The organism is Pseudoalteromonas sp. SaAl2 (genome assembly GCF_052947895.1).
Map to the genome: position 1 here is coordinate 3,057,675 of NZ_CM129605.1, position 25,844 is coordinate 3,083,518.

Consider the following 25,844-nt stretch of genomic DNA (forward strand, 5'->3'; position numbering starts at 1 on the left):
GGTATGGCCGCGATTTTACACTAAACAGCTTAGTTTTACTGATCTAGTAACGCGATTTCTTGTTTTATTTTACTTATTTTTTTATAAAATGGCTGATTATTACGCACAGCTTCAGGCAAAGTGGCTGTTACTTTACGTGCCGCATTAAGGCTTTTATAGTTACCATAAGTTACTATCCACCAATTCTTATTATTACGCTGTGTTTGATAAATTTTAGCAGCCTCACCTAACTCTTGTGCGACAATAAACTGTTCTGCGATAGCTTGCTTAGTTACTGCGAGTAATTGAATCACGAAATACTCGTCGGCTTGCTCGTTAAACCATGCATTATCAAATGGTAAGTTAGCAACTGCAGGATCTTTAGCCTTAACTAGCTCAACCTCTGTTGGTTTAGCTTCAGACACTGGCAATACCGGCTGTTTAGGGCTAACCGCAAGGCTGTCTAAAATAGCCGCCACATTATTGTGTACTTCATCTTGCTCGACATTTATAACGGCAAAAGGCTCACTCTCAAGGACTATTGGGCTTGGCTCTGCTTTTACTTGTGTTTTATCTGCTCTTTGCTTAAATTTCTCTACTGCTATCGCTGTTGCTACAGGCTCGTCTGGCTGTTGGTAAACCGCTTGCCACCACTGAGTCATATCTGATTTATATAACAAACCTATAATCAATAGCATGATAATAATCATCAGCGTAATTAAATGAAGCCGCCATGAAACCTTATCTGCTACTTTAACTTCTGCGCTATGTGTTATTGGCTGCCAAGCCAATAGCAAGCTTGGATTCCCGTGAGATTCCTTTAAAAACGTTTGAAAAACAGGATCTTCATCAACGGGAAGATTATTAAAAAACCAGCGCATAAGCTGCTTACTTTCAGCCATTGATAAGGGTTCAAGGTGAATTTCAACTGCGTTACTAAATTGCCCAACAGCCTGTGCAGCAACTAAAATATACAATGTGGTTGGACTATTTTTAGCAAGCAAAGCTAGGTCAGCTGCCATTTCATCAGATAAATGGCGTGCACCATCTAGCACCCATAAACATGGGCCACAATTTTGCTTTTGAGCTAATTGAAAGAAGTTTTCAGACAGTGATAATTGTTGGTCAATCAACGGCGTACTAAAACTTTGATCAAGTAATTCACTCATGAGTTGACTGTCTGTCATTAGAGCACTTACTTGGACAAATGCTTTATTAAAATCGCTGTACTTGTCTGTAATGAAAGTTTCAAGAAGGTAGCTCTTACCAAGACCTGATGGTCCTAACAAAGCAATTAAATTCTGTCCGTATTCAAATTGCAGCGCGATGCGATCAACCAGAGCCGCTCGGCTTGGTAAGATTTGCGATTGCATTAGCGCCCTATTAAATCACGAACCTGTTGATCAGATACATCGTCAACGAGCGCGCACTGGCCAAACTCGGTTGGTAAAATAAATCGAATGGTGCCTTTTTTATTCTTTTTGTCTTTACGCATATGATGTAAAAATTGCTCACTGGTCATATCGCTAGGGATTTCACATGGTAAGTTATAGGCAGAAATTAAAGCCGTAATTCTTGATACCTCAGCCGCAGTTAAATCACCACGGGTATGCGCTAATTGAGCTGCTAATACCATGCCTGTCGCAACAGCTTCACCATGTAACCATACCCCATAGCCCATTTGTGCTTCAATTGCGTGAGCAAAAAGTATGGCCTAAGTTAAGTAATGCACGTAATCCAGCTTCTTTTTCATCTTGTGCGACAATCAATGCTTTAATTTCACAACAGCGAAAAATAACATGCTGCAGTGTTTCTTCATCCAGCGCTTGTAACTTAGCAACATTATCTTCTAAGAAGCTGTATAACTCAGTATCGTAGATCAAACCGTACTTAATAACTTCAGCCATACCCGCTGCAAACTCTCGTTCAGGTAGTGTGTGCAATGATTGAGTATCAATAAACACGGCTTGTGGCTGATAAAACGCCCCAATCATGTTCTTACCTAACGGATGGTTTACTGCAGTTTTACCGCCCACAGAGGAGTCAACCTGAGATAACAAAGTGGTTGGAACCTGAATAAAAGGCACACCACGTTGATAACAAGCAGCGACAAATCCAGTAAGATCGCCAATTACACCACCGCCTAAAGCGATTAAACAAGTATCTCGGCCACAGTTATTCTCCAACAGAAACGCTGATATTTTTTCAAACCACTCAAGTGATTTAAATTGTTCGCCGTCAGGAATAATAAAATGAAGAGGATTTAAATCAGCTAATAACGCCATTGCATCATTTAAATACAAAGGTGCAATGGTGTCATTAGTGATGAAGATAGGACGACAGTCACCTAGGTGCTGACGCAACCTGTCTGTGTTGTGAAGTGCAGATTCACCAATATAAATAGGATAACTTCGCTCGTCTAAATTAACAGTTAATTCAAGCATCGCCAGTATCCTTTATTATTGGTTTTTAAAAATCTAATTTCTCAATGATTTGATTAGCAACAACTTTAGCGCTTTGCTCATCAGTGCGTACAGTAAAGTCAGCAACTTCTTTATATAACGGTTCGCGCTCTTGTGCTAAACGCTCTAAAACGTCACGAGGTGCTTCTTCTGTTTGCAGTAATGGGCGACGCTTGTCGCGCTGCGTACGTGCAACTTGCTTTTCGATTGGTGTCTCTAGGTATACAACGATACCGCGAGCTGAAAGCTTGTTTCGTACTTCTTTACTCATCACTGAACCACCACCTGTTGCAAGTACAATACCTTGCATTTCAGTTAGATCGCCAATGACGCCTTCTTCACGAAGTCGAAAGCCTTCTTCACCCTCAAGATCAAACACCCATGCTATATCAGCACCAGTACGGCGTTCGATTTCTTGATCAGAATCGACAAATTCAAGATGTAATTGATCGGCAATGTGACGACCAATTGTGCTTTTGCCAGCCCCCATAGGACCAACTAGAAATATATTACGTTTTTCAGCCATATCTTTTAGTACAAACGAACTCTAAAATTTGAAATAAAACCCCGCCTAACGACCTGGCCCCAAAATTAAGGAGGGGATTATCTCAGTAATTGAGGCGGTATTTCAAGTCAAATAGAACAAAAAGCCAATTAACGAGCAATTAAAGTCAAAATTGCCCGTTGCGTTAAGGAAAATAGACCAGATTTAGTCTATTTGAATCTTCGGAGTAACGAAAATCAATAATTCCTTCTTCTCATTAAACTCACTCGTACTTCTAAACAGCACACCTAAGTAAGGAATATCACCTAATAGTGGAACCTTTTTCGTTGAGTTTATGATTTGTTGCTGGAATATACCACCAAGTACCACTGTTTGACCATTCTCAACCAACACTTGTGTCTGAATTTTTTGCGTATCTATCGAAACAGCAGAGCCGGTTGGTGTCTGTACCGTATCACCACGCGTATCTTGAGTGATAATTAAATCCAAGATTACTTTATTGTCCGGCGTGATATGCGGCGTTACTTCAAGGCTTAGCACCGCTTTTTTAAATGTAACGGTCGTCGCACCACTTGAAGCAGACTCCACATAAGGAATTTCAGTACCTTGCTCTATACGGGCCTTTTTCTGATTTGCGGTAGTAATACGTGGACTTGCGATAATTTCACCACGGTTTTCTTCTTCTAATGCACTGAGCTCTAAATCAAGTAACGTACCATTTGCTAGTTTAGCTACTTGCATACCGATACTACCTGCAGCACTTGAAACAGGTAAGTTAACATTTAAGCGATCAGCAATACTAGGAATATCATCATAACTGCCAGCATCAAATATTCCTTGCGCACCTTCTAGTGAACCTGATAGCCCACCATTGTCTGAAGCATCACTAAAGCCCCAGCGTACACCTAAATCTTCTTGAACATTATCACGTACAGTAACCATACGAGACTCAATCACAACCTGCTTAACGGCAATATCAAGGGTTTCAACCATACGACGCACGCTTTCAATACTTTTAACCGTATCTTTAATTAGTAAGGTATTGGTACGTTTATCAACTGACACGCTGCCACGAGGGGTAATGATGCTGTTGGTATCTGTTTTTAGTAAATCTGCAAACTCTTCTGCTTTTGCGTAGTTTAAACGAATGTATTCACTATATAGTGGCTCTAAATCTTCGACTTGTTGTTTAGCCTTTAAATCTTTAGCTTCTCTGGCTGCTAACTCTTCTGAGGGTGCCACCATTAAAATTGACCCATCCATGCGCTTATCAAGACCTTTAACACGCAATACCACGTCAAGGGCTTGGTCCCATGGCACACCATCAAGACGTAAAGTGATATTCCCCGTTACAGAGTCGCTCGTTACGAGGTTAAAATCATTATAGCCGGCTATGATTTGTAGCACCGCACGAACAGAAATATCTTGGAAGTTTAAGGTCATTGGACGACCTTGATACTCTTTGCCACCATCTAAAAATGAACGTTGTGAAGCATCTTTTTCAACGGTCAGAGTAAATACATTTTCGATTTGTTGAAATGTATATTTAAAAGCAGCATTGGGCTCAATCACAATGCGGCTTTTACTGTCTTCTTTAAATGTCTCAATCTTACTCACAACAGTGCCAAAATCGAGCACATCTAACTCATACAGTAAGTCGTCTAAAATATCTGTATGATGAAACTCAGCAATAATTTTTCCACCACTTTCATGAACATCAATCGCCGCTTGGGTATCCTGTAAAAATACTAAAACGCGTGCTTCACCTTTTTCACCACGACGAAAATCAATAGATTGGATCGAGTTTATATAATTACTAGTATCGTTAGCGCTTGCTTCGGCTGCATCTGACCTTGAGTTAGTCAGCATATTGTCTGATACATGTAACGACACTAAATTATTATTCACCGTCGTTTGGTAAATTTTTAAACGATCCATATGTACGGTTACAATTAAGTGACCGTCGCTTACCTTACTTGTTACTTTCTCAATTCCTGCTTGGTCAATAGCAACGTCGCTGACAGCCTTTTCTACATTACTATCAATGAATCGCATTTCGATGCGGGCGGGGTTATTAAATACTTGTACTGTCGGTTGCTGCGCTAACTCTTCATCAAAAACCAGCTGTAACTCGGTTTCTCCTGCAAGTAACGGATTGTACCGAACGTCATAAAGTAATGGCTCAGCAAGAGCCGCCTGCGTGATAAAAAGGGCAATAACGCCAAGCACTGATTGCTGAATGCGGTTACTCCAAGATACTCCCTTATGCATTTTAATTTTACCTTTTTTATTTTTAACTCGCGCCATCAGTTGTCGCCTCTAACATTTCAAGCTTAGTCAGGCGCTCTTTCCAACAACCAGACCCATCGGGTATTAATTCTAGTAACTCTATAAAATCACTTTGAACATCTTTCACTTCACCATGATATAAACCTAAGTAATCCCCAATTGTGACTCGGTGCAAAGATTCATCAGCGGCTTTAATTAACGCCCATGTTCTGCCATCTGAACCAAGAGTCCCCTTCATTGCTAAGTTATCTAAAGGGTATTTCTCTAATGGTTCTCGAGCTCGATCAGGATCAGGGTGTAAACAGTTCTTCACTTGCACCATATTATTTTGAATAATTTCAGGCTGTGGCGCAACAAACGGGCTGCGTAATTGACGTGCGCTGTATTCAAAATGTTCAAACTTAGTTAACTTAGGTATTTCTTCAACTTTAGGAGTTGTGCTGGCCTTAACCTGATCAATAAATTCTTGCTGCTGTGCAATATCATCATTACACGCAGTTAAAGCAAAAGCTGAAAGAAGTATTGTAGCTATTTTTCTCATTTTCTAGCCACTCCCTTCTTAACTGTACCTTCATAGCGATAGGTTTTTGCGACCACGCTAAATGTAAGTTTACCGGTATTTGTGCTGGTTATTGAAAAATCGTGCAAACTTACAATGCGAGGTAGTTGCGCTACTTTGCCAACAAAATCACCAAATTCATGGTAACTACCTACCACTTCTATTTTTATAGGTAACTCAGTATAAAATTCTTTTTCTATTTCAGGTAGCCAACCAATCTTTAAGAAGGTTAATCCGCTTGTGGTACCAACATAAGTTAAATCATCTAGTAAACCAGGTGTTTCATTAGACGTTGGCAAGCGCTTTAATAGCTGTGAGAACTTATCTTCCATCTCCACCATTTGTTGGCGGTAAATCTCTAAATTACTCGCTACCGCGTATTTTGCGCGATAAGTATTGCGTAGCTCAACTTCCTTCGCTACCGCATTATGGTAACTATCAATTTCGTCTGAAACTAACAGGCTATAACTAAAAAATAGCACCAAAGCTGCTACAAAAGCACAACAAATAACTTTAACAACAACTGGCCAATCACCAATATTTTCTAGCTCAATTTCATTCCAATCAATCTCGGTTAAGGCTTTGATATCAAGGTTCATTGCTTAACCTCACCAATTTTATCAAAGGGCTTAACATAAAACTCCATATTAAAATCACTAAGTAAGCGAGATGACTTTTCACCCGCTACGATCCCTTGCATAGTGGGTTTTTCTAACAGATAAGAGTTTTGTACTTGCCTTAACATGCTTGACAGGCGGTTATTTGATTCACTGCGTCCAATTACATGAATGGCGCTGCCCCGACGCTCTAACTTAGTTAAATAAACCCCACCAGGTACAATTTTAGCCACTTCATCCATAATTTGCGTACCTAAATTTCGACTACTCTGTAAATCCTCAATAAGACGCATACGCTGTTGTAAGTTTTCTTTCTTTTTATCTAACTCACGAATTTCGCGAATACGCGTATCTAGATGACCTATTTCGGTTGTTAAAAAATTATTTTTAACATTCTGTCCATCACGCAGATTGCCGTAATATGTACTTAACATATACATACTTAAAAAGCTCAATAGCACAACTAAAAACAAAGTAGTGGCAAACTTATTCTGAGATTGTTTACGTTGCTGTTCACGCCATGGCAGTAGATTTATATGTGGCATGATGAAAAGCTCCTTAATGCCAACCCTGTAGCAATGGCAAACTGCGTTCGGTGACGCTGCATTACATTACGATCAACTCTAGGTGATATATCCATATTTTCAAATGGTTCGGCAACAATTGTATGTATACCAAGCTCTTCTATTAACAAGCGATCTAAACCATTAATCATGGCTGTTCCGCCGGTCAAAATAATATAATCAATTTGCTCTTTACCACTGGTAGTCAAAAACATCTGTACAGCACGGCGAACTTGTTGTAACAGTGAAGTTTGAAAAGGCGCTAATACTTCAAACGTATAGTTAGGCGGTAAATCAGCGGTTGTTTTACCTATTTCAGCTTCATCAAAGCTTTTATTATAATAAGCAACAATGCTATTAGTGTATTGATCGCCACCAAACACTTGGTCACGAGTGTAAATAGTTTCACCTGCAAGTACCACACTTACTAAGGTCAGCACAGCCCCTATATCAATCATTGCCACACATTTATTAAATGCATCGCTGGGCAGTTGTTGGTAATACACGTCCATGGCTCGGCTAAGCGCATAACTTTCAACATCAACGACTTTTGCGGTTAAGCCTGCGGTTTCTAATGCCCCTACACGGGCTTCAACACTTTCGGTTCGTGCAGCCGAAAGTAACACGTTCATTTTAGTAGGATCGGCTTCATTGGTTGCTAGTTTTTCAAAATCGAGACTAACTTCATCTAGCGGGTATGGAATTAAGCTATCGGCTTCAATTTCAATTTGCGACTCAAGTTCGGCATCACTTAACGTAACGTCCATAAAGATAACTTTGGTGATCACTGTTTGTCCGGAAACAGCAACCGCCGCAAATTTTGCCGATTTAGGTAATTTACGCTTCAATTTAGTGATAATATTACCAATCGCTTCAATGTCCTGAATATTTCGTTCGGACATTGTTCCTTTTGGCATAGGTTCAATTGCTAAGGCCTCTAGGCGGTAGCCGGTTTCCGTTTCATTCAGTAACACAGCTTTAATAGCGTGCGAACCGATATCTATCCCTATCATCATTGATGAAGACTTATTCATTAGTTGGCTTAACATGTTTGCGATTCGGCCTTTGTTTTAAGAATAAACAAGTTATAATTTTTATCTGAAAAAATACTATTCATTTTTTAATCAATATATACTATCAGTCTACGATTCTAATTGGGAGTCCATTTAGGGAAAATATAAGTGATTTTATTCAAACGAACTTTACAATTTTTTATCATTTGCACGTTTTTGGGCTTAATTACATTAGCAAGCCTTTATTATTACGTTAAATCCGATATCCCAAGTGTGCAAGTTTTAAAAGACGTGCAATTACAAACTCCCATGCAAGTATTCTCTCGAGACGGCTTGTTGATCAACCAATTTGGAGAGAAACGCCGTATACCTGTTAGTATCGATGAGATCCCACAGCCACTCATTGATGCAATATTAGCCACTGAAGATACACGATTTTACGAACATATTGGTATAGATCCTATAGGTATAGTTCGTTCAGCGATAGTATTAATATCAACTGGCGAGAAAAAACAAGGCGCAAGTACAATCACCATGCAGCTTGCTCGTAACTTTTTCTTAACACGAGAAAAAGCCTATATTCGTAAAGTAAAAGAAATCTTTATTGCCCTACATATTGAAAACCTACTTAGTAAAGATGAAATACTTGCTCTTTACTTAAATAAAATCGAATTAGGCAACCGTGCATTCGGTATCGGTGCAGCTGCACAAGTTTATTATGGTAAAGAGCTTAATGAATTAAATTTAGCACAAATGGCGATGATTGCAGGTTTACCTAAAGCACCGTCTGCATTAAACCCGATTCGTAACCCTGTGCGCGCTAAAGCTCGCCGCAATGTTGTGCTAGGTCGGATGCTTGACGAGGGCTTTATCACCCAGCAAGAGTTCAATGAAACGTCAAAACAGCCAATTACAGCACGCTTTCATGGAGCTGAAATTGATTTGTATGCCCCTTATATTTCGGAAATGGTACGTGCCGAAATGGTCGCTCGCTACGGTTTCGAACGTGCCTATAATACCGGTTTTAAAGTATACACTAGTGTAGAATCAGACGTACAAGCCGCGGCACAAAAAGCGCTGGTAGATAATCTACATGCTTATGATATGCGCCATGGCTATCGCGGCGCAGAGGTTCATCTATGGGATCATGAGACACAATCACCACTCGATCAACAAGCAATTTTAGACAAACTTGCTCCCATCAAAGAAATAGGCCCGCTGTTGGCCGCCGCAGTATTAGAGGTAGGCGAAAAAAGCGCTGATGTATTATTAAAAAATGGCGAGCACGCCACACTAAACTGGGATAATTTAAAATGGGCACGCAAGTTCATCACTCGTTACCGTCAAGGTTTTGCGCCAAAAACAGCCAATGAAATTTTAGCGCCAGGCGCTCAAATTTGGCTGCGTAAAAATGACGACGGCAGCTATCTACTTAGTCAACTGCCAGAAGCCGCCAGTGCTTTAGTATCCCTAGATCCTAATGATGGCCGCATAAAAGCTATTGTAGGTGGTTATAGCTTTGAGCAAAGCCAATACAATCGTGCAGTTCAAGCGAAGCGCCAAGTAGGTTCAAACATTAAACCCTTTATTTATTCTGCAGCACTAGAAAGAGGCTATACCTTAGCATCTATTTTAAACGATGCACCTATAAATCAATGGGATAAAAGCTTAGGTGTGGCATGGCGTCCTAAAAACAGCCCTGCGGTTTATAATGGTCCAATTCGTATTCGCCGAGCTCTGGCGCAATCTAAAAACGTTATTTCCGTGCGTTTATTAAGAGGGGTTGGACTCAATCGTACTGCTGATCATTTACTTAAATTTGGCTTTCAAAATAGTGATATCAACCGTAGTGAATCGTTGGCCTTGGGTAGTGCCTCAATTACTCCGCTTGAGCTTGCTCGGGGTATGAGCGCGTTTGCTAATGGAGGCCATTTAATTACCCCTTACTTTATTAGTGAAATTCAAGATTCTGCTGGCAATGTGCTATTTAAGACTCAACCACAACTCGCTTGTGACGCTGATGAAGCTGCTAACGAAGGTGATGTTGCCTTAAATAGTAATTTAACAAGCCCATCTACTAATGCTTTTGATGATTCCACTACAGGCCATGCATCCGCAGTAACATGTGCTCCACGCATTATTTCTAAGCAAAATGCATTCTTAATTGCTGATGCTATGAACAGTGCGATTTGGGGAGGCGGTAGCTGGGCCCATAAAACGGGTTGGAGTGGTACTGGTTGGCGAGCACAAGCGTTAGAGCGTCGCGACTTATCAGGAAAAACAGGTACTACCAATGACTCCGTTGATACTTGGTTTAGCGGCTTTAATCGCAACGTAATGACTTCTGTTTGGGTGGGCTTTGATAATCCGGGTAACCCACTGGGTCGCTCTACCTATAATAGTAACCTGAGTAAATCTCAGATTTCAGGCGCTGAGTCAGGTGCTAAAACAGCTCAACCTGCTTGGGTTGATTTTATGCGTGTAGCACTTAAAAACCAGCCAGAAGCGCCAATCGAGCCACCTGAAGGACTAGTGTCAATTCGTATAGACCTAGCAACAGGCTTACTTAGCCAAAAGAATGATTACACTAGTCGCTTTGAGTATTTCAAAAAAGGCACCGCCCCTACAAAATACGTTATGCAGCACGTTGAAGATGTATTTGAAGAGGATACTAAAACTGAAGAAGAGCTATTTTAATCGTCGCGATATAAACGCGATATAAAATCGCTGCTACGTAAAAAAGCGCCAAGACTGGCGCTTTTTTATTGCATGCTTTTTACTTTAGATTTTGTATTAACCAATATAAATCAGAATGCACACCAGCTGCTGTGACTTCTTTACCTGCGCCAGGTCCTTGTATCACAAGCGCATTATCACTGTACCACTGGCTGTTAATCACAAAGATATTATCGCCTGGTGTTAAATTAGCTAAGGCATCGCCTTGCGTGGCAAACGCCAATCCAACTTGCGCTGTGACTTTATTATCAGCAAGTGATAAAGCGCCAGTATAGCGCAACACTTTACCCTGCTCGCTCGCCTGCTTAGCTTTATCAGCAATAAAGCTGTCTAGCTGCTGTTTGTTATCTAAAAATGACTGCCAATCGCCTTGTGCTAATTGCTCAGGCATCAGTGCTGTTAAGTCAATATCATCTAACTCTAACGTTAAACCTAACTCACGGGCTAGAATAAGTAACTTACGCTGCATGTCACGACCAGATAAGTCTTCACGCGGATCAGGCTCTGTAAAACCCATTTGCTGCGCTTGTAGTACTAAATCTGAAAATGGCACACTACCATCATAGCTACTACACAACCACGATAACGTACCAGAAACACCCCTTCGATACGCGTGATTTTGTCACCACTATTTTGTAAATCAGCTAAAGCAAAGTTAACTGGTAAACCCGCGCCAACGGATGTGTTATAGCGCCAAAATAAATTGCGTTCAGCTAGATTGTGGCGTAATGCTTGATACCAGTCATTATCAGCCGTACCTGCGTATTTATTCGCACTGATCAAATGACAATCTAAATTAACAAAATCAGGGTAAATTAAGCTAAATGATTCACTAGCAGTAATATCAATCACCACTTTATGTTCGTAATCAAGCTCACTTATATGCGTTAATAAATCAGCCTGTTGATAATCAACGGCTTCGTTATCCCATTGCGTGTGCCATTGCTCCAAGCTAATCCCACTTGGGCTAAATAACATTTGCTGAGAACGTAATAAACCTACCAATTTCACACTAAAATGTTGTTCTAAGCGATGTAGCTGTTGTGATAGCTGTGAAATAAACACTTCACCAACATTCCCTAAACCTGCGATGATCACTGCAAGCTCTTGGCCTTTATTGATTAACTTGTCGTGTAATAGCGTTAATACATCGCTATCAATTGCTTGGTCAGTTAAGAGTAATGCATACTCAGTATCTTGGTGGCTAAAGCGAGGCGCTAAACTTTGCTCACTTAGCAACGAGGAAGCCTGCACAGATAAATGAGCTATATCGTTATTTGGCGCAACAATAGCGCAGCCATGTAAGTTTGACTCAATAATATTAGCACGCCCTTGTAGCTGACTCACTATTTGATGAGTCGCATTACCTGGTACTAATAAGTAAGTATCGCCCTGCTTAACAAAGTGGTGCAAACTATGTTGAATAAGCTGACTCAACTGCCCAACTTCACCTGCATTGAGTTGATCCACCCGCAGTAAATCAATGTTTTCTAGCGTGGTGATAAAGCGCTTGGCTTTACTATAACCTTCTTTAACTATTTCAGTGGCACTGGCTTCAGTATCAAAACTGCTGCGTACAACCAGCTTTATATCAGTATTTTTTAACGGTGATAATGTTTTAGCATGTAAAACAGGATTACCTAATCGTGCTAATAAATTTGCTTGACCGCGACACACTTTCGAATATTTAAGCGCCTTATTTACCTTACGAGGGTCAGTACTAAATACACCTTGAGTATCGGTCCAAATAGACACTTGATGCGCATGACAATAGCTACCTAACAATGTGGCACTGTAATCACTGCCATTACGCCCAAGGGTAATTGTCTCACCTTGGCAGTCACTGGCAATAAAGCCGGTAACCACATTAATATGCTGCTTACTCACAAACTCTGCACACGCTAGCTGATTCTTTTGATGCAGTAACTGCCCATCGTTTAAGGTAAACAGCTGACGCGCATCAATACCCTTTGCAGCTAAGCCTAATTGCTGTAAATAACTTGCAAGTAACCTTGCCGACCACACTTCACCATGAGCAAGTAAAGCTGACTCCGCCAAGGTTTGCAGCTTGGCTTGTTCAGCTAATTGCGCCAACTCTTGCTGCAATAAGCTTAGGGCCTGCTGCTTGGCTTGCGCCGTTAATAACTGCTCAATCAAGGTTCGCTGGTGATTATCTAACAATAATAAAATGTCGCTAACAGCTTGCAGATCGCCCTGCTGGTAACTTTGCCACAATTTAACCAAAGTATTGGTTGTTTTACCTGCGGCTGAAACCACAACACAATCACCTACTTCGCTATTCGCTAAAATGATATTCGCGACTGCTTGATAGCGCTCTGGCGAACTTAAGCTCGAACCACCAAATTTATGTACTATATTAACCATTATTCTTACCACAATGCCGTATGTGCAGGCGTTAGTTTAAATGAGCTTGATTGCTGATCTTGCTGTTTAGCTGTAGCTTGCTGCGCAACAACTTGCTCACTTTGACCACCTTGACCTGGCTTTACTTTATTAAATACGCGCTCTAAATCAGCCACTAAATCTTTAACATCTTCAATACCAACAGAAATACGGATTAGCGTGTCACCCACACCAGCTTCAAGGCGAGCAGTAGCATCCATTCCGGCATGCGTCATAGTAGCCGGATGACAAATTAAACTCTCAACGCCGCCCAGTGACTCAGCTAAACTAAACTCTTCAAGGCTCGTTAAAAATGCTGCAGCGTCATTTACATCGCCCTTAATATCAAAACTCACCATGCCACCAAAACCACGCTGCTGTACTTTAGCCAACTCATGCTGTGGATGTGACTCAAGACCAGGATAATAAACTTGGCTTACATAAGGAGAATCTTCTAAATATTGCGCTATGATAAACGCATTTTCTTGGTGCTGACGTAAACGCACATTAAGTGTACGTAAACCACGTAAGGTCAAATAACTATCAAACGGCGCACCGGTAATACCAATATTATTTGCCCACCACGCAAGCTCATCACCTAACTCTTGGCTTGCAGCAATCACTGCCCCACCGACTACGTCAGAATGACCATTGATATATTTGGTTGTCGAATGCACTACAATATCGACACCAAATTCGATTGGATTTTGTAATGCCGGCGATAAAAAGGTGTTATCTGCGCCAACAAGTGCACCACATTGCTTAGCAATAGTAGTAATTGCTTTAATATCGGTCAGGCGTAAAATTGGATTACTCGGGGTTTCTATCCAAATTAATTTAGGTTTAATTTCAATAATTTTTTATGATTTTCGGTTTTCGTTAAATCTAAAACCACTAACTTTAATAACCCACGCTTCTCAAGAGAGGTAAATAAACGGTAGCTGCCACCATAACAATCATGAGGAATGACTAAAGTATCATCGCTATTAAGTAGTTGGGTCGCTAAATGTACTGCCGACATACCCGTGGCCGTAATAATTCCCTTAACGCCTCCTTCAAGTTCAGCCAGCGTCTCAGCTAGAATATCGCGGTTTGGGTTACCACTGCGGCCATAATCGTATTGGCGTTTAGTATCAAAATCAGCAAATGAATAGGTTGTTGATAAATGAAGAGGCGGCACAACAGCACCATGATGTTTATCAGCATCGATACCATTTCGTACCGCGATAGTTGCTTTGTTCTTTTGACTCATAACGTCACCTACAATAAATGGATGTTTAGACGTCTAAAAGGTTAGAGGATCAGTCCCCATAAGTCAAAGCATTTGTGGTGCAACTGGAGCTTTATTAGCAGTAAAGATATTTAGCTCGCTAGATGGCTAAATAACAAGTGTTTGACTATCTTTTTTAAAACGATAGAATTTCCGCATCTTTGCAAAGCAAATAGGCTATGCAAACAACTAACAACCTGAGGCAACGATACTTCTTATGGCTAAATGGAACGGTGAATATATTCACCCATACGCAGAACACGGTAAAAAATCAGAACAAGTGAAAAAGATCACCGTGTCTATCCCACTTAATGTGCTAAAAGTGTTAACCGACGAGCGCACCCGCCGTCAAATTAACAACCTACGACACGCGACTAACAGCGAACTACTTTGTGAAGCATTTTTACACGCTTTTACTGGGCAACCACTGCCAAACGACGAAGACTTGCGTAAAGACAACCCTGAGAAAGTACCTGAAGAAGTGAAGAAAATCATGCTCGAAATGGGACTTGAAGTACCTGTACTTAACGAAGATTAAGTTACGGTTTGCATTCCTGCCTTCAGGAATTGGATACAAAAAAACCTCAACAACTAACATTGCTGAGGTTTTTTTATTGCTTGAGCGTTTCAATCTAAGCCATATAATTTTCAGGCATATCGATTTGCGCAACACCTGAATCAATAGCCGCTTGCGCTACCGCTTTTGCTATACGTGGCAACAAACGCGGATCCATTGGTTTTGGAATAATATACTCAGGGCCAAATTCAAGAGAATCAACACCCGCTGCTTTTAATACTTCTGCAGGTACAGGCTCTTTCGCAATGCTACGAATGGCATCTACTGCTGCAATCTTCATTTCATCGTTGATTTGGCTTGCACGAACATCAAGCGCACCACGGAAGATAAATGGGAAGCATAAAACATTGTTTACTTGGTTCGGATAATCGGATCGCCCTGTCGCCATTATAAGATCTTTACGGGCACCGTGTGCAAGCTCTGGCGCAATCTCAGGATCTGGATTGGAACATGCAAAAATAACTGGTTTGTCGGCCATTAGCTTTAAATCTTCTGGATCTAACAAGTTCGGACCTGATACACCAACAAACACATCTGCATCGGCTATTACATCTTGTAACGTACGTTTATCTGTATTATTTGCAAATAGTTGTTTATATTCATTTAAATCATCGCGACGTGTATGAATAACCCCTTTACGGTCAAGCATGTAAATGTGCTCACGCAGAGCGCCACATTTAATAAGTAGTTCCATACATGCTACAGCAGCTGCACCAGCGCCTAAACATACAATGATCGCATCTTCAATTTTTTTGCCTTGTACTTCAAGCGCATTAATCATACCCGCAGCAGTTACGATCGCAGTACCATGTTGGTCATCATGAAAAACTGGAATACTACAGCGCTCAATTAATGCTTTTTCAATCTCAAAACATTCTGGCGCTTTAATATCTTCAAGATTAATACCGCCAAACGTATCTGCAATATTGGCCACAGTATTGATGAAATCTTCAGTTGTGCGATGCTTAACTTCAATATCAATTGAATCTAGACCTGCAAAACGCTTAAATAATAATGCCTTACCTTCCATTACTGGTTTTGACGCCAGTGGCCCTAGATTACCTAAGCCTAATATAGCGGTACCATTAGTAATAACAGCCACCATATTACCTTTGCCCGTGTATTTATATGCATTAGCTGGATCGGCTGCAATTTCACGCACTGGTTCAGCAACACCTGGGCTATAAGCTAGAGCGAGATCATTAACGGTTTCAGCTGGCTTAGTAAGTTCAATGCTGATTTTTCCTGGAACGGGGTGAGCATGGTAATGTAATGCTTGTTCACGAAAGTCTGACATAACGCGATTTTATCCTGCAAGTAAGTTAAATTTAAAGTGAGAGTGAGCAGTTCTTAGCGAACAATACCTATATTATAATTAAATTCAAGCAATATCAGGTCTATCCTGTTATAAGCTATATCAGTTAATTTTATGCGTTTTGCCAGCATTTTTAGTAAATAATTCTAAAAACGCATGATTAAAACACTAACAAAACATCAAAAAACCCAGCTAAGTTTGCATGAATTTAAAGCAAATAGTACTGCAACTTGAACAAACTAAAAAACAACAACAATAATCGACGATAGCGACAAATAACTGCAATTTAGCCCATTTTAGATACAGTAATAGCAGCAATGTAATTTATATTAATAATTAATATAGTGAATTAATTAGGGTTTGTCTGTGTTTCACCAACTATAATCATTATAAAAAACAGAAATATTAGTCAGAATAATATTGCTATAAATTGTCTATATCGCTGGCAACAAAGTAATACACAAAGGAAGATTTTCTAATTTAAGTCTACGTAAATTTAGGGAATGAACTGAGTTACCGTTACTTTTTATAAATCATGAGCACAAAAAAAGCACCCGAAGGTGCCTTTCTTAACACGAAAGCAGAAATTACTTGCTGCTAAGTGCACCGAAACGCTTGTTAAAGCGATCAACACGGCCACCTGTGTCTAAAATCTTTTGCTTACCAGTGTAAAACGGGTGACACGCAGAACATACGTCTAAGTGGATGTCTTTACACAGTGTAGAACTAGTTTCGAATTTATTTCCGCATGAACAAGTTGCTGAAATTACTTCGTACTTAGGGTGAATACCTTCTTTCATAGAAACCTCTAGTTAAGGCCGCATCGCTCTCCAAACCCGAAGTCTGGCACCATACGTCGTTTAAATCAAAATAATTGGACGCGTATTCTAAGCAACAACCCCCCTCGCCACAAGCTTTAAATGCGTTTTTTGCTAATTAAATGAGCAAAAACTTTAAACCCAGCATTTGCTGATAGGTTTTTTATCGTAACTTTAGTACATTAGCTGTCTTGTTGGTTTTTGTTGAGTTGCTATGAGTTTTGTTGAAGTTGCTATAAAAGTTCCGCTACAGCGTACTTTTGATTACAGCCTACCGGAACAACTTAACGGTTTATCAGTAACGCCACAAGTTGGCACTCGGGTTATTGTGCCATTTGGTAATCAAAAGAAAGTCGCGGTGGTGCTTGCACTAAAAACCACCACAGACGTGCCAAAAGATAAAATTAAAGCACTCTTAGAGGTGATTGATGAAGAGCCTATTTTATCTGTACAGCACCTTGATTTATTACGCTTTACCGCCCGCTATTACTGCTACCCATTAGGCGAAACAATACATATTGCGTTACCTGGCGCATTACGCCAAGGCGAATGCCCTGATAAAAGCAGTATTAACATGGTCGCCTTAACTGAAAAAGGCGCCAAGCTTCCGTCTTTAAAAGCCAAAAGCCAACTAGGACTATTGAAGCAATTAGCAGAATCAGGAAAATCATCACTCACCGAATTAAAAGCGCTCGGGTTTAATAAAAAAACCATTGATAGTCTGCTGACAAAAGAGCTTATTAGCCAAACTATTGAACACGATAATCAATGGCAACAACAAGCGCCACAAATTGGTACCAAACCCGTATTAAACAAAGAGCAAGCCGTTGCCTGTACATCAATAAACCAAAGCACAGGTTTTAATAGCTTTTTACTTGAGGGTGTAACCGGCAGTGGCAAAACCGAAGTTTACTTACAATGCCTAGAAGAAGTACTAAAACGGGGCGAGCAAGCACTCGTACTAGTGCCTGAAATTGGCTTAACACCACAAACCGTTAACCGCTTTCGCCGCCGCTTTGTTGATACTCCTATTATGCTTTGGCATTCAGCCTTGACTGATAACGAACGCCTGCAAACATGGCGTTTTTGTGAAAAAGCCAGTTGCGCCATTGTGATAGGGACACGTTCGAGTATATTTTTACCATTTTTAAAGCTGGGTATGATCATTGTTGATGAAGAACACGATAGCTCATTCAAACAGCAAGATACCTTACGCTACCATGCTAGAGACTTAGCAGCGTATCGTGCTTATCAACACAAAATTCCATTAATATTGGGCTCAGCAACGCCCGCATTAGAGACCCTACACAAAGCCGTTAATGGCAAATACCAGCTGCTAAGCTTAACTCAGCGTGCGCAAACCAGTACAGATAACAAGTTTCAGCTGTTAGATATGAAAGGTCAGCCAGATCAAGCAGGCATTGCCCATGCAAGTCTTGCCACAATGCGCCAACACTTAAACCGTGGTAAGCAAGTAATGGTATTTTTAAATCGCCGTGGTTTTTCACCTACGCTAATTTGCCATGAATGTGGTTGGCTCAGTGAATGCTCGCGCTGCAGCACCAGCGCTACGTTTCATAAAGCCATAGGCCAAATGATTTGCCATCACTGCGGCGAACAAGAACGAGTGCCACATCAATGCCCCGACTGTGGCAGCACGCAAATATTTCCAAATGGCAAAGGCACCGAGCAAATAGAAGAATTTTTAACAAACGAATTTGCTGATATTCCTATCAGCCGGATTGATCGTGATTCAACTAGGCGCAAGGGAAGCTTAGAAAAAGCCCTTGATGATATTAATCAAGGCGGCGCACGAATTTTAGTGGGTACGCAAATGCTCGCTAAAGGACATCATTTTCCCGATGTCAGCTTAGTGCTTATTTTAGACGTAGATAGCGGCTTATACTCCTGTGATTTTCGTGCGACCGAGCATTTAGCTCAACTGGTTACACAAGTTGCAGGGCGAGCAGGACGAAGCGGAGAGCCTGGCCATGTTTTATTGCAAACACACTTTCCTGAGCACCCATTATTACAAGACTTAGTTAATAATGGGTATCAAGATTTTGCCCGCTTTGCATTACAAGAGCGTGAAGATGCACAACTGCCCCCAATCACCAATATGGCCATTGTCCGCGCCCAAGGGCATAACGTTAAGCAGGTGGTGGATTTTTTAACTGATTTAGTTCCTGTGCACGGTGTAACTGGTATACAATTGCTAGGTCCAATTCCTGCTCCTCTTGAAAAAATAGCAGGAAAATACCGTTTTCAATTACATATTCAAGCGCTTGATCGTCAATTATTGCACCAATATTTAGCACAAATGATTGATTACCTAAGCACCAGTAAGCTTGCACAAAAAGTGCGCTGGAGCTTAGATGTCGACCCAATAGATATGATTTAAGGTTAGAACTTAGAACACACATGGCACAACACGATTTTATTAATAAAAAACCGGGCAACCGTAACAGTAAAAAACAGCCACCCGCTAAAAAGCCATTTCCGGTTTTATTAGTTATTTTAACGACTCTTTTGGTCGGTGGTTTTTGCTTTGGCCTATGGTATGTAAAAACCAATGCCGATCCTAAACTTGTTGAACAACAAGCCAACCCGACTAAAGCTAAAGAAAAAGTTGAGCCTGCCAAACCGCGCCCGCCTGAATTTATTAAAGAAATAAAAGAGCACGAAATCCAAGTTGAAGTTAAAGAGCTTGAACAAAAAGGCCCTTATGTCATGCAATGCGGATCATTTAGAACTCGTTCTCAAGCCGAAACACTCAAAGCAAAAATAGCCTTTGCAGGACTCATTGCCGAAGTACGTGAAACCACTGGCACAAATGGAATTTGGTATAAAGTACGCCTTGGGCCTTATAAAACCAAGCGTTTAGCTGAAAGTGACAAAAACAAACTCAAACGCAGCAAAATAATGGGCTGTGGAATTTGGCTTTGGACTTGATTTTAATCCATTAACCCATATTAACTTCTCATCAATCGCTTTTACGAGTCGCCCTCGCGGCTCGATGATGAGGAATAACATGACCACTATTGTAAGTGTACGCCGCGACGACAAAGTCGTCATTGGTGGCGATGGCCAAGTTTCACTTGGTAACACCGTAATGAAGGGCAACGCCCGTAAAGTTCGACGCCTTTATAATGGCAAAGTAATCGCGGGTTTCGCTGGCGGTACTGCTGATGCCTTTACCCTATTCGAACGTTTTGAAAGCAAACTTGAAATGCACCAAGGCAACCTAACCAAAGCTGCCGTAGAAATGGCAAAAGACTGGCGTAGTGACCGTGCCCTTCGAAAACTCGAAGCCTTGCTGGCGGTTGCTGATGAAACCGCGTCATTGATTATTACAGGTAACGGCGATGTCGTGCAGCCTGAAAACGACCTAATCGCTATTGGTAGTGGTGGTAACTTTGCGCAATCAGCCGCAACTGCGTTACTTGAAAACACCGACCTGAGCGCCCGTGATATCGTAGAAAAAAGCCTGACAATTGCAGGCAATATTTGCGTATTCACAAATAACTTCCAAACTATCGAAGAATTGTAATAGGAACCGCTATGTCTGCTATGACTCCAAGAGAAATCGTTCATGAACTTGACCAACATATCATTGGCCAAGCAAAAGCAAAAAAAGCCGTCTCTATTGCGCTTCGTAATCGCTGGCGCCGTATGCAATTAAGCGACGACTTACGCGCTGAAGTTACCCCAAAAAATATTTTAATGATTGGTCCTACCGGTGTTGGTAAAACTGAAATTGCACGTCGCTTAGCAAAACTCGCTAACGCGCCATTTATTAAAGTTGAAGCCACTAAATTCACCGAAGTGGGTTATGTTGGTAAAGAAGTTGAAACCATCATTCGTGATTTAGTCGATGTATCGATTAAAATGACACGCGAACAGCAAACTAAAAAGTTTAAACATCGTGCTGAAGAAGCTGCTGAAGAACGTATTTTAGACGCACTACTGCCACCAGCGAAAGACTCATACGGTGAAGCTCAGCGTGATGAAAACTCATCAACGCGCCAAACATTTCGTAAAAGTTACGCGAAGGTCAATTAGACGACAAAGAAATTGATATTGATGTTGCTCAAGGGCAACCTAATGTTGAGATCATGTCGCCTCCTGGTATGGAAGAAATGACCAACCAGCTGCAGAGCATGTTCCAAAACATGTCTTCTGATAAAAAGACCAAGCGCAAGCTGAAAATTAAAGAAGCCTTTAAACTATTAGCCGAAGAAGAAGCCGCTAAATTAGTAAACCCTGAAGAACTTAAAGAGCAAGCTATCTTTGCGGTTGAGCAAAACGGTATTGTATTTATCGATGAGATAGACAAAATCTGTAAGCGTGGCGAATCATCAGGCCCAGACGTAAGCCGTGAAGGCGTACAACGCGATTTACTGCCGTTAATTGAAGGTTCAACAGTCAACACCAAGCACGGTATGGTTAAAACCGATCACATGCTATTTATCGCCTCTGGTGCATTCCAAATGTCAAAACCATCTGACATGATCCCAGAGCTACAAGGTCGTTTACCAATTCGTGTTGAACTAGAAGCACTCACAGCCGATGACTTTAAACGCATTCTAACTGAGCCGCATGCGTCACTCACAGAACAACAACGCGAACTACTTAAAACTGAACAAGTAAATGTAGAGTTTGCCGATGATGCAATTGAACGTATCGCAAAAGCCGCTTGGCAAGTAAACGAAAAAACCGAGAACATCGGTGCTCGTCGCTTACATACTGTGATGGAAAAACTAATGGAAGAAATTTCATTTGATGCTTCAGAACAAGCAGGTTCAAACTTAGTAATTGACGCCGCTTATGTTGAAAAACATTTAGGCGCATTAGTTGAAGATGAAGACTTAAGCCGCTTTATTCTTTAATTTTAAAACTAGGATCTAGGGCCTAGGTTCTAGGTTCTAGGTTCTAGGTTCTAGGTTACTCACAAAGGTATAACAATGAAACAAGTGATCAAGGTACACCATCATACCGTTAGCAAAAACCTTGATGTTTATTTTGATGACGACTCAACTTGCATTTTCAGCAGTGAGTTTTTGCGTGTCCACTCCCCTTCTGCCGAAGTACAAGGCCATGGCAATGAACCAATGAAGCTAGTGCTGGGTAAATCACAAGTTAGCATCAGCAAAATAGAACCCGTTGGTCATTATGCAATAAGGCTTATCTTCGACGACAACCACAACAGCGGCTTATTTAGCTGGAGCTACTTCTCGCACCTACAAGCTAAGCATGATGAGTTATGGCAAACATATCAGCAACGCGTAGCAGAGCACCAAGCGAGCAAAGACAGCGTACCGATAAAGTTTGTGCCTTAGTCAGTTGGCGAGTTGGCGAGTTGGCGAGTTGGCGAGAGTAAAGTTAGCAAGTTAAAAGGTTCAAGGTGAAAGTTAGCGCAGCTCGGCGTTAAAGTTAACTATGTCGTTTTGGTTAAGTGCAGCGAAATCTAATGAGAAGGCGCTAGGTAACTAGGTTCTAGGTTTGCTGAGCCATACAGTAGTCTTATCAAACTCTGGGAAGTCCAAGCAACGCTGAAACGAATAGCCAGAGCCACCTTCTATACCGGAATTACTACTTACCATAATGTACTTTTTTGATTCGTTATTTTTACAATTTCAGTAACTAACCTGTAGAATAATTCGTTTTTAATTTATTTTTATTGATGTATTAGCCACCATAGCGAGTTGCTATTTTGATTCAATTGGTTAGTAATATTCGTGTAGATTATCGATTATTTATACATGCCAATTGCTAAGCGCTAAATTCCCCTCATTTACTTTTCATTCCCTTCTCTTTGTGAAAAAGATCTTTAACTGAATTATTCACAAAGAGGTTAAGAGGCGCTGCGCTTTAGAGGAAAATAAGTAAACGAATTTGTTTATTGGTTTTAGAATTGACCGTCACTGTATAAAAACGCTCAAAAAGAACATTAGTGATTATTGACTGAGTTAAAGCTTAAAGATGTTAAACAGAGTTTACACATCGTCCTCGGTCAAAATTTGCCGACAGTTACGAACAGTCAAGATTCGAATTTCGTGACTTAAACTGTAGATAATTCGATAGTAACCAAAAATAATTTCACGGTAATTTGTGTTAGGTATTTCAGGAACGAAGCGCCCCATTTCTGGCGTATTGCCAAGCAATTCTGTTTTATCAAAAACGTCATTCACCCATTTCTCAGCAGCAGATGGGTTATCTAAAGAAATGAACTCTGCTGCATCACCCAGTTTTTGAAGTGCTAATGGGGACCACACTACTTTCATTACTTAATGCGCCGTAGCACTTGTGAACGCGCATCTTCATTTGTAACACCTAGCCCTGAAGCCAACTGGGCTTCTGCGGTACGCATTTCTTCAAGTAGTTCGATCTTTTCTTGCATTGCTTCATACTCAGCAACATCGAGAACAACAGCTACGCCTTTACCACGCTGTGTGATTACCAATGGACGACGAGTCTCATTGATCTGTTTGATGTAAGATGCAACGCCAGCACGAAACTCAGATAACGGTTGAATATCTTGATCGAAATGAATGCGACTCATATTGAACTCCAATTAGTACAAAATAACGTACAAATAATAGTTCAACAGTTCACTGTTAGCAAGAGGTTGATATTGTGCAATAGCACTTTGTCGTGCGCGAATTGCGCATATGCCCACTTCACCTCACACTCATTTAATTACCCAAACAAAAAAACCATAAGCTCAAAGCAACTTAGACTGCTTAAAACTTATGGCTTATAACTTTAAAACTGACGGCTGACGGCTGACGGCTGACGGCTGACGGCTGACGGCTGACGGCTGACGGCTAAACCTTAAACTTATCTATCGCTTGATGAAGCACTTTTGCTTGCTCTGATACTTCTTCACTGGTTTGTGCGTTCGTTGTGGCATGAGTTGACGCACCCTCTGCAATATCACGAATACGCACTACGTTTTTATTAACCTCTGACGCCACTTGGCTTTGCTCATCAATTGCGGCGGCGATGTGGGTGCTCATTTCCATGATAGTCTGTACATCTTCAGTGATAGAACCAAGCAACTCACCTGCTTTTGTAGCTTGAGCGGCACTTTCCCCGCCTTGTGTACGGCAACGCTGCATGATACTCACCACTTCTTGAGTGCGCTCTTGCAAGGTTGAAATAATACTTTCGATTTCTGTTGTTGATTCCTGTGTTCGCTGAGCAAGTGAGCGCACTTCATCAGCTACAACAGCAAAGCCTCGGCCTTGCTCTCCAGCACGGGCTGCTTCAATAGCAGCATTTAGAGCAAGCAGGTTTGTTTGTTCTGCAATACCGCGGATCACATCAAGTACTGAGCCAATTGTTTCACCGTCTTTTTCAAGTTGCGACACCACTGTTGAGGCATTACCTAATGAATCCGATAATTGATTAATATGCTTAACAGTAGATTCAACTTCCGAGCGCCCCTGTTGCGCGCTTAAGTTAGTCGACTCGGCCTTTTTTAGCCGCCGCTTCAGTATTGTGAGAAATATCTTGAATGGTTGCCTGCATTTCAGTAGCGGCTGTTGCGACCATATCAGCTTCATGTAATTGCTCTTGCATACCACTACTTGTTGCAGAGGTTGTCTCTGATAAGTTACCTGTCGCAATATTTAATGTAGTGAGCGCGGTGTTTACTTCATAAATAAGCTTTTTAAAATCATCAATTAAGCTATTAAAGTCAACGGTCATGGTAGTGATTTCATCTTTACCTGTTTCTTCAATAAACAAGCTTAAATCGTTGTTGCGTCTAATATCATTAATGGTGTGATACACCCGCTCGATAGGTAAGATGATTGAGCGACTAGTAAAATAAACCAGTGCCATAACAATTAAACTAGCAATGACAAAAATTGCAATTGCTAGCATTTGTGCCTGCTTAGCAGTTTCATCCACTTGCCGCTTGGTCTCGCTTGTAATGCGCGAAACCACCTCATCACTTTGCTTGACACTACCGCGCATTTTTCCTAGAGCACCTGAATCTAAATCTAGACCCAGTGCGACTTGTGCATCCACCAGTGCTGTAAACTTACTTTGATAGCTGTTAAGTAATGAGACCAACTGCCCACTAGTGTTAGCATCAATATCTGCGGCTCTAATTTGTTGGCTTAATTGCTGGGTTAAGTCTTTAAAACGCGAAAGATATTTAAGTTCTAAGCGCAGCATAAAATCTTTTTCTGCACGGCGTAACTGTAGCATTAAAGTTAAAAGTTGGTAGTTGTCTTGCTCATCTAGTACCACTTCCATCTCATGTACAGCACTACGCAACTCACCATATAAGGCGTCTGCTGGGTGCAATCCTATGACACGTTGTAACTCAACAACTTTCTGAAAATCGTTATAATACTTCTCAGCTAGCGCCGCGAACTGATTAACTTGAACAGTGGCGATATTTAATTCATTTGACAGTACAGTCAGTTTATCTAGTTTAGACTGTAATAGTTTATACTCTTGATCAAATGCTGCTAACTTCGACACATCCTTATAAAAAAGAAAATCTTTTTCATGTTTACGCATCGACAGCTCATGTATATCCAGTTCTTCTGCATATTGAATGGTTTCATTTAGTTTTAGCATGGTTCGTGCTTCATAAATGATGATACAAAGCATAACAATCATTGCTAAACCAACAACTAAAGCGTTAATTTGTAACCGACGCTTAATCGTCAGGTTTTGGAGTAAAGTCATCTACAACAGCCTTTCTAATTTAATCATTA

Annotated in this window: 17 protein-coding genes and 5 pseudogenes; 7 read left to right on the forward strand and 15 right to left on the reverse strand. The window is 40.9% G+C overall.

Annotated elements, in window-relative coordinates; all coding sequences use genetic code 11:
• Nucleotides 1–35: 35 nt before the first annotated feature.
• The 8 genes and pseudogenes from ACU8V8_RS14460 to ACU8V8_RS14495 all read right to left on the reverse strand — a co-directional run bounded on the left by ACU8V8_RS14460 (nucleotide 36) and on the right by ACU8V8_RS14495 (nucleotide 8,023).
• Nucleotides 36–1,352 (reverse strand): AAA family ATPase, encoded by a 1,317-nt coding sequence (locus ACU8V8_RS14460; RefSeq protein ID WP_446887961.1) that lies wholly within the window; start codon nucleotides 1,350–1,352, stop codon nucleotides 36–38.
• Nucleotides 1,352–2,423 (reverse strand): annotated as a pseudogene (aroB, locus tag ACU8V8_RS14465) (3-dehydroquinate synthase). The gene ACU8V8_RS14460 and the pseudogene aroB overlap by 1 nt, the downstream one beginning before the upstream one ends.
• A 25-nt stretch (nucleotides 2,424–2,448) precedes the next feature.
• Entirely contained in the window at nucleotides 2,449–2,967 is a 519-nt protein-coding gene (gene aroK, locus ACU8V8_RS14470) for a shikimate kinase AroK (RefSeq protein ID WP_087533154.1), read from the reverse strand.
• Between the two features lie 183 nt (nucleotides 2,968–3,150).
• A complete protein-coding gene (locus tag ACU8V8_RS14475) occupies nucleotides 3,151–5,253 on the reverse strand; it encodes a type IV pilus secretin PilQ (RefSeq protein WP_446887962.1) in 2,103 nt (700 codons plus the stop codon).
• Nucleotides 5,240–5,776 carry a pilus assembly protein PilP gene (locus tag ACU8V8_RS14480; protein ID WP_446887963.1) on the reverse strand — a complete coding sequence of 179 codons (537 nt, stop codon included), beginning with the start codon at nucleotides 5,774–5,776 and terminating at the stop codon, nucleotides 5,240–5,242. Before ACU8V8_RS14480 ends, ACU8V8_RS14475 begins: the two co-directional genes overlap by 14 nt.
• The gene (locus ACU8V8_RS14485) at nucleotides 5,773–6,393 is read right to left on the reverse strand and encodes a type 4a pilus biogenesis protein PilO (protein ID WP_446887964.1); all 621 of its coding nucleotides are present in this window, start codon (nucleotides 6,391–6,393) and stop codon (nucleotides 5,773–5,775) included. The genes ACU8V8_RS14480 and ACU8V8_RS14485 overlap by 4 nt, the downstream gene beginning before the upstream one ends.
• Nucleotides 6,390–6,956: a PilN domain-containing protein gene (locus tag ACU8V8_RS14490; protein ID WP_087532643.1), complete on the reverse strand. Its 567-nt coding sequence runs from the start codon at nucleotides 6,954–6,956 to the stop codon at nucleotides 6,390–6,392. Before ACU8V8_RS14490 ends, ACU8V8_RS14485 begins: the two co-directional genes overlap by 4 nt.
• Entirely contained in the window at nucleotides 6,944–8,023 is a 1,080-nt protein-coding gene (locus ACU8V8_RS14495; protein ID WP_087532644.1) for a pilus assembly protein PilM, read from the reverse strand. Before ACU8V8_RS14495 ends, ACU8V8_RS14490 begins: the two co-directional genes overlap by 13 nt.
• Nucleotides 8,024–8,155: 132 nt before the next feature.
• On the opposite strand from ACU8V8_RS14495, the gene ACU8V8_RS14500 reads away from it, so the two are divergent.
• Entirely contained in the window at nucleotides 8,156–10,684 is a 2,529-nt protein-coding gene (locus ACU8V8_RS14500) for a penicillin-binding protein 1A (RefSeq protein ID WP_446887965.1), read from the forward strand.
• 79 nt (nucleotides 10,685–10,763) lie between these two features.
• On the opposite strand, the pseudogene metL reads toward ACU8V8_RS14500, so the two are convergent.
• A pseudogene (gene metL, locus ACU8V8_RS14505) lies at nucleotides 10,764–13,108 on the reverse strand (bifunctional aspartate kinase/homoserine dehydrogenase II).
• Nucleotides 13,109–13,113: 5 nt separating this feature from the next.
• A pseudogene (metB, locus tag ACU8V8_RS14510) lies at nucleotides 13,114–14,378 on the reverse strand (cystathionine gamma-synthase).
• Between the two features lie 235 nt (nucleotides 14,379–14,613).
• Here metB and metJ point away from each other — a divergent pair.
• A complete protein-coding gene (metJ, locus tag ACU8V8_RS14515; RefSeq protein WP_016709540.1) occupies nucleotides 14,614–14,934 on the forward strand; it encodes a met regulon transcriptional regulator MetJ in 321 nt (106 codons plus the stop codon).
• 94 nt (nucleotides 14,935–15,028) lie between these two features.
• Here metJ and ACU8V8_RS14520 read toward each other — a convergent pair whose 3' ends face one another.
• Nucleotides 15,029–16,270, reverse strand: a complete 1,242-nt coding sequence (locus tag ACU8V8_RS14520; RefSeq protein ID WP_446887966.1) for a malic enzyme-like NAD(P)-binding protein — start codon at nucleotides 16,268–16,270, stop codon at nucleotides 15,029–15,031.
• Nucleotides 16,271–16,875: 605 nt separating this feature from the next.
• Nucleotides 16,876–17,088, reverse strand: coding sequence for a 50S ribosomal protein L31 (gene rpmE / locus ACU8V8_RS14525; RefSeq protein WP_421961133.1), 213 nt, complete (start codon nucleotides 17,086–17,088; stop codon nucleotides 16,876–16,878).
• Between the two features lie 232 nt (nucleotides 17,089–17,320).
• Here rpmE and priA point away from each other — a divergent pair, with 232 nt between their 5' ends.
• The 5 genes and pseudogenes from priA to ACU8V8_RS14550 all read left to right on the forward strand — a co-directional run bounded on the left by priA (nucleotide 17,321) and on the right by ACU8V8_RS14550 (nucleotide 22,445).
• Nucleotides 17,321–19,507: a primosomal protein N' gene (gene priA / locus ACU8V8_RS14530; protein WP_446887967.1), complete on the forward strand. Its 2,187-nt coding sequence runs from the start codon at nucleotides 17,321–17,323 to the stop codon at nucleotides 19,505–19,507.
• Between the two features lie 20 nt (nucleotides 19,508–19,527).
• Nucleotides 19,528–20,058 carry an SPOR domain-containing protein gene (locus ACU8V8_RS14535; protein WP_446887968.1) on the forward strand — a complete coding sequence of 177 codons (531 nt, stop codon included), beginning with the start codon at nucleotides 19,528–19,530 and terminating at the stop codon, nucleotides 20,056–20,058.
• Between the two features lie 79 nt (nucleotides 20,059–20,137).
• A complete protein-coding gene (gene hslV, locus ACU8V8_RS14540; protein WP_054552816.1) occupies nucleotides 20,138–20,656 on the forward strand; it encodes an ATP-dependent protease subunit HslV in 519 nt (172 codons plus the stop codon).
• An 11-nt stretch (nucleotides 20,657–20,667) separates the two neighbouring features.
• Nucleotides 20,668–21,995, forward strand: a pseudogene (gene hslU / locus ACU8V8_RS14545) (HslU--HslV peptidase ATPase subunit).
• 75 nt (nucleotides 21,996–22,070) lie between these two features.
• The gene (locus tag ACU8V8_RS14550; RefSeq protein WP_446887969.1) at nucleotides 22,071–22,445 is read left to right on the forward strand and encodes a gamma-butyrobetaine hydroxylase-like domain-containing protein; all 375 of its coding nucleotides are present in this window, start codon (nucleotides 22,071–22,073) and stop codon (nucleotides 22,443–22,445) included.
• Between the two features lie 657 nt (nucleotides 22,446–23,102).
• Here ACU8V8_RS14550 and ACU8V8_RS14555 read toward each other — a convergent pair.
• From ACU8V8_RS14555 to ACU8V8_RS14565, 3 genes and pseudogenes are all read right to left on the reverse strand, one after another.
• On the reverse strand, nucleotides 23,103–23,390 hold the full coding sequence (locus tag ACU8V8_RS14555) for a type II toxin-antitoxin system RelE/ParE family toxin (RefSeq protein ID WP_446887970.1): 288 nt from the start codon (nucleotides 23,388–23,390) through the stop codon (nucleotides 23,103–23,105).
• A complete protein-coding gene (locus ACU8V8_RS14560) occupies nucleotides 23,390–23,668 on the reverse strand; it encodes a type II toxin-antitoxin system Phd/YefM family antitoxin (RefSeq protein WP_176372539.1) in 279 nt (92 codons plus the stop codon). Before ACU8V8_RS14560 ends, ACU8V8_RS14555 begins: the two co-directional genes overlap by 1 nt.
• 265 nt (nucleotides 23,669–23,933) lie before the next feature.
• Nucleotides 23,934–25,815, reverse strand: a pseudogene (locus tag ACU8V8_RS14565) (methyl-accepting chemotaxis protein).
• Nucleotides 25,816–25,844 lie beyond the last annotated feature (29 nt).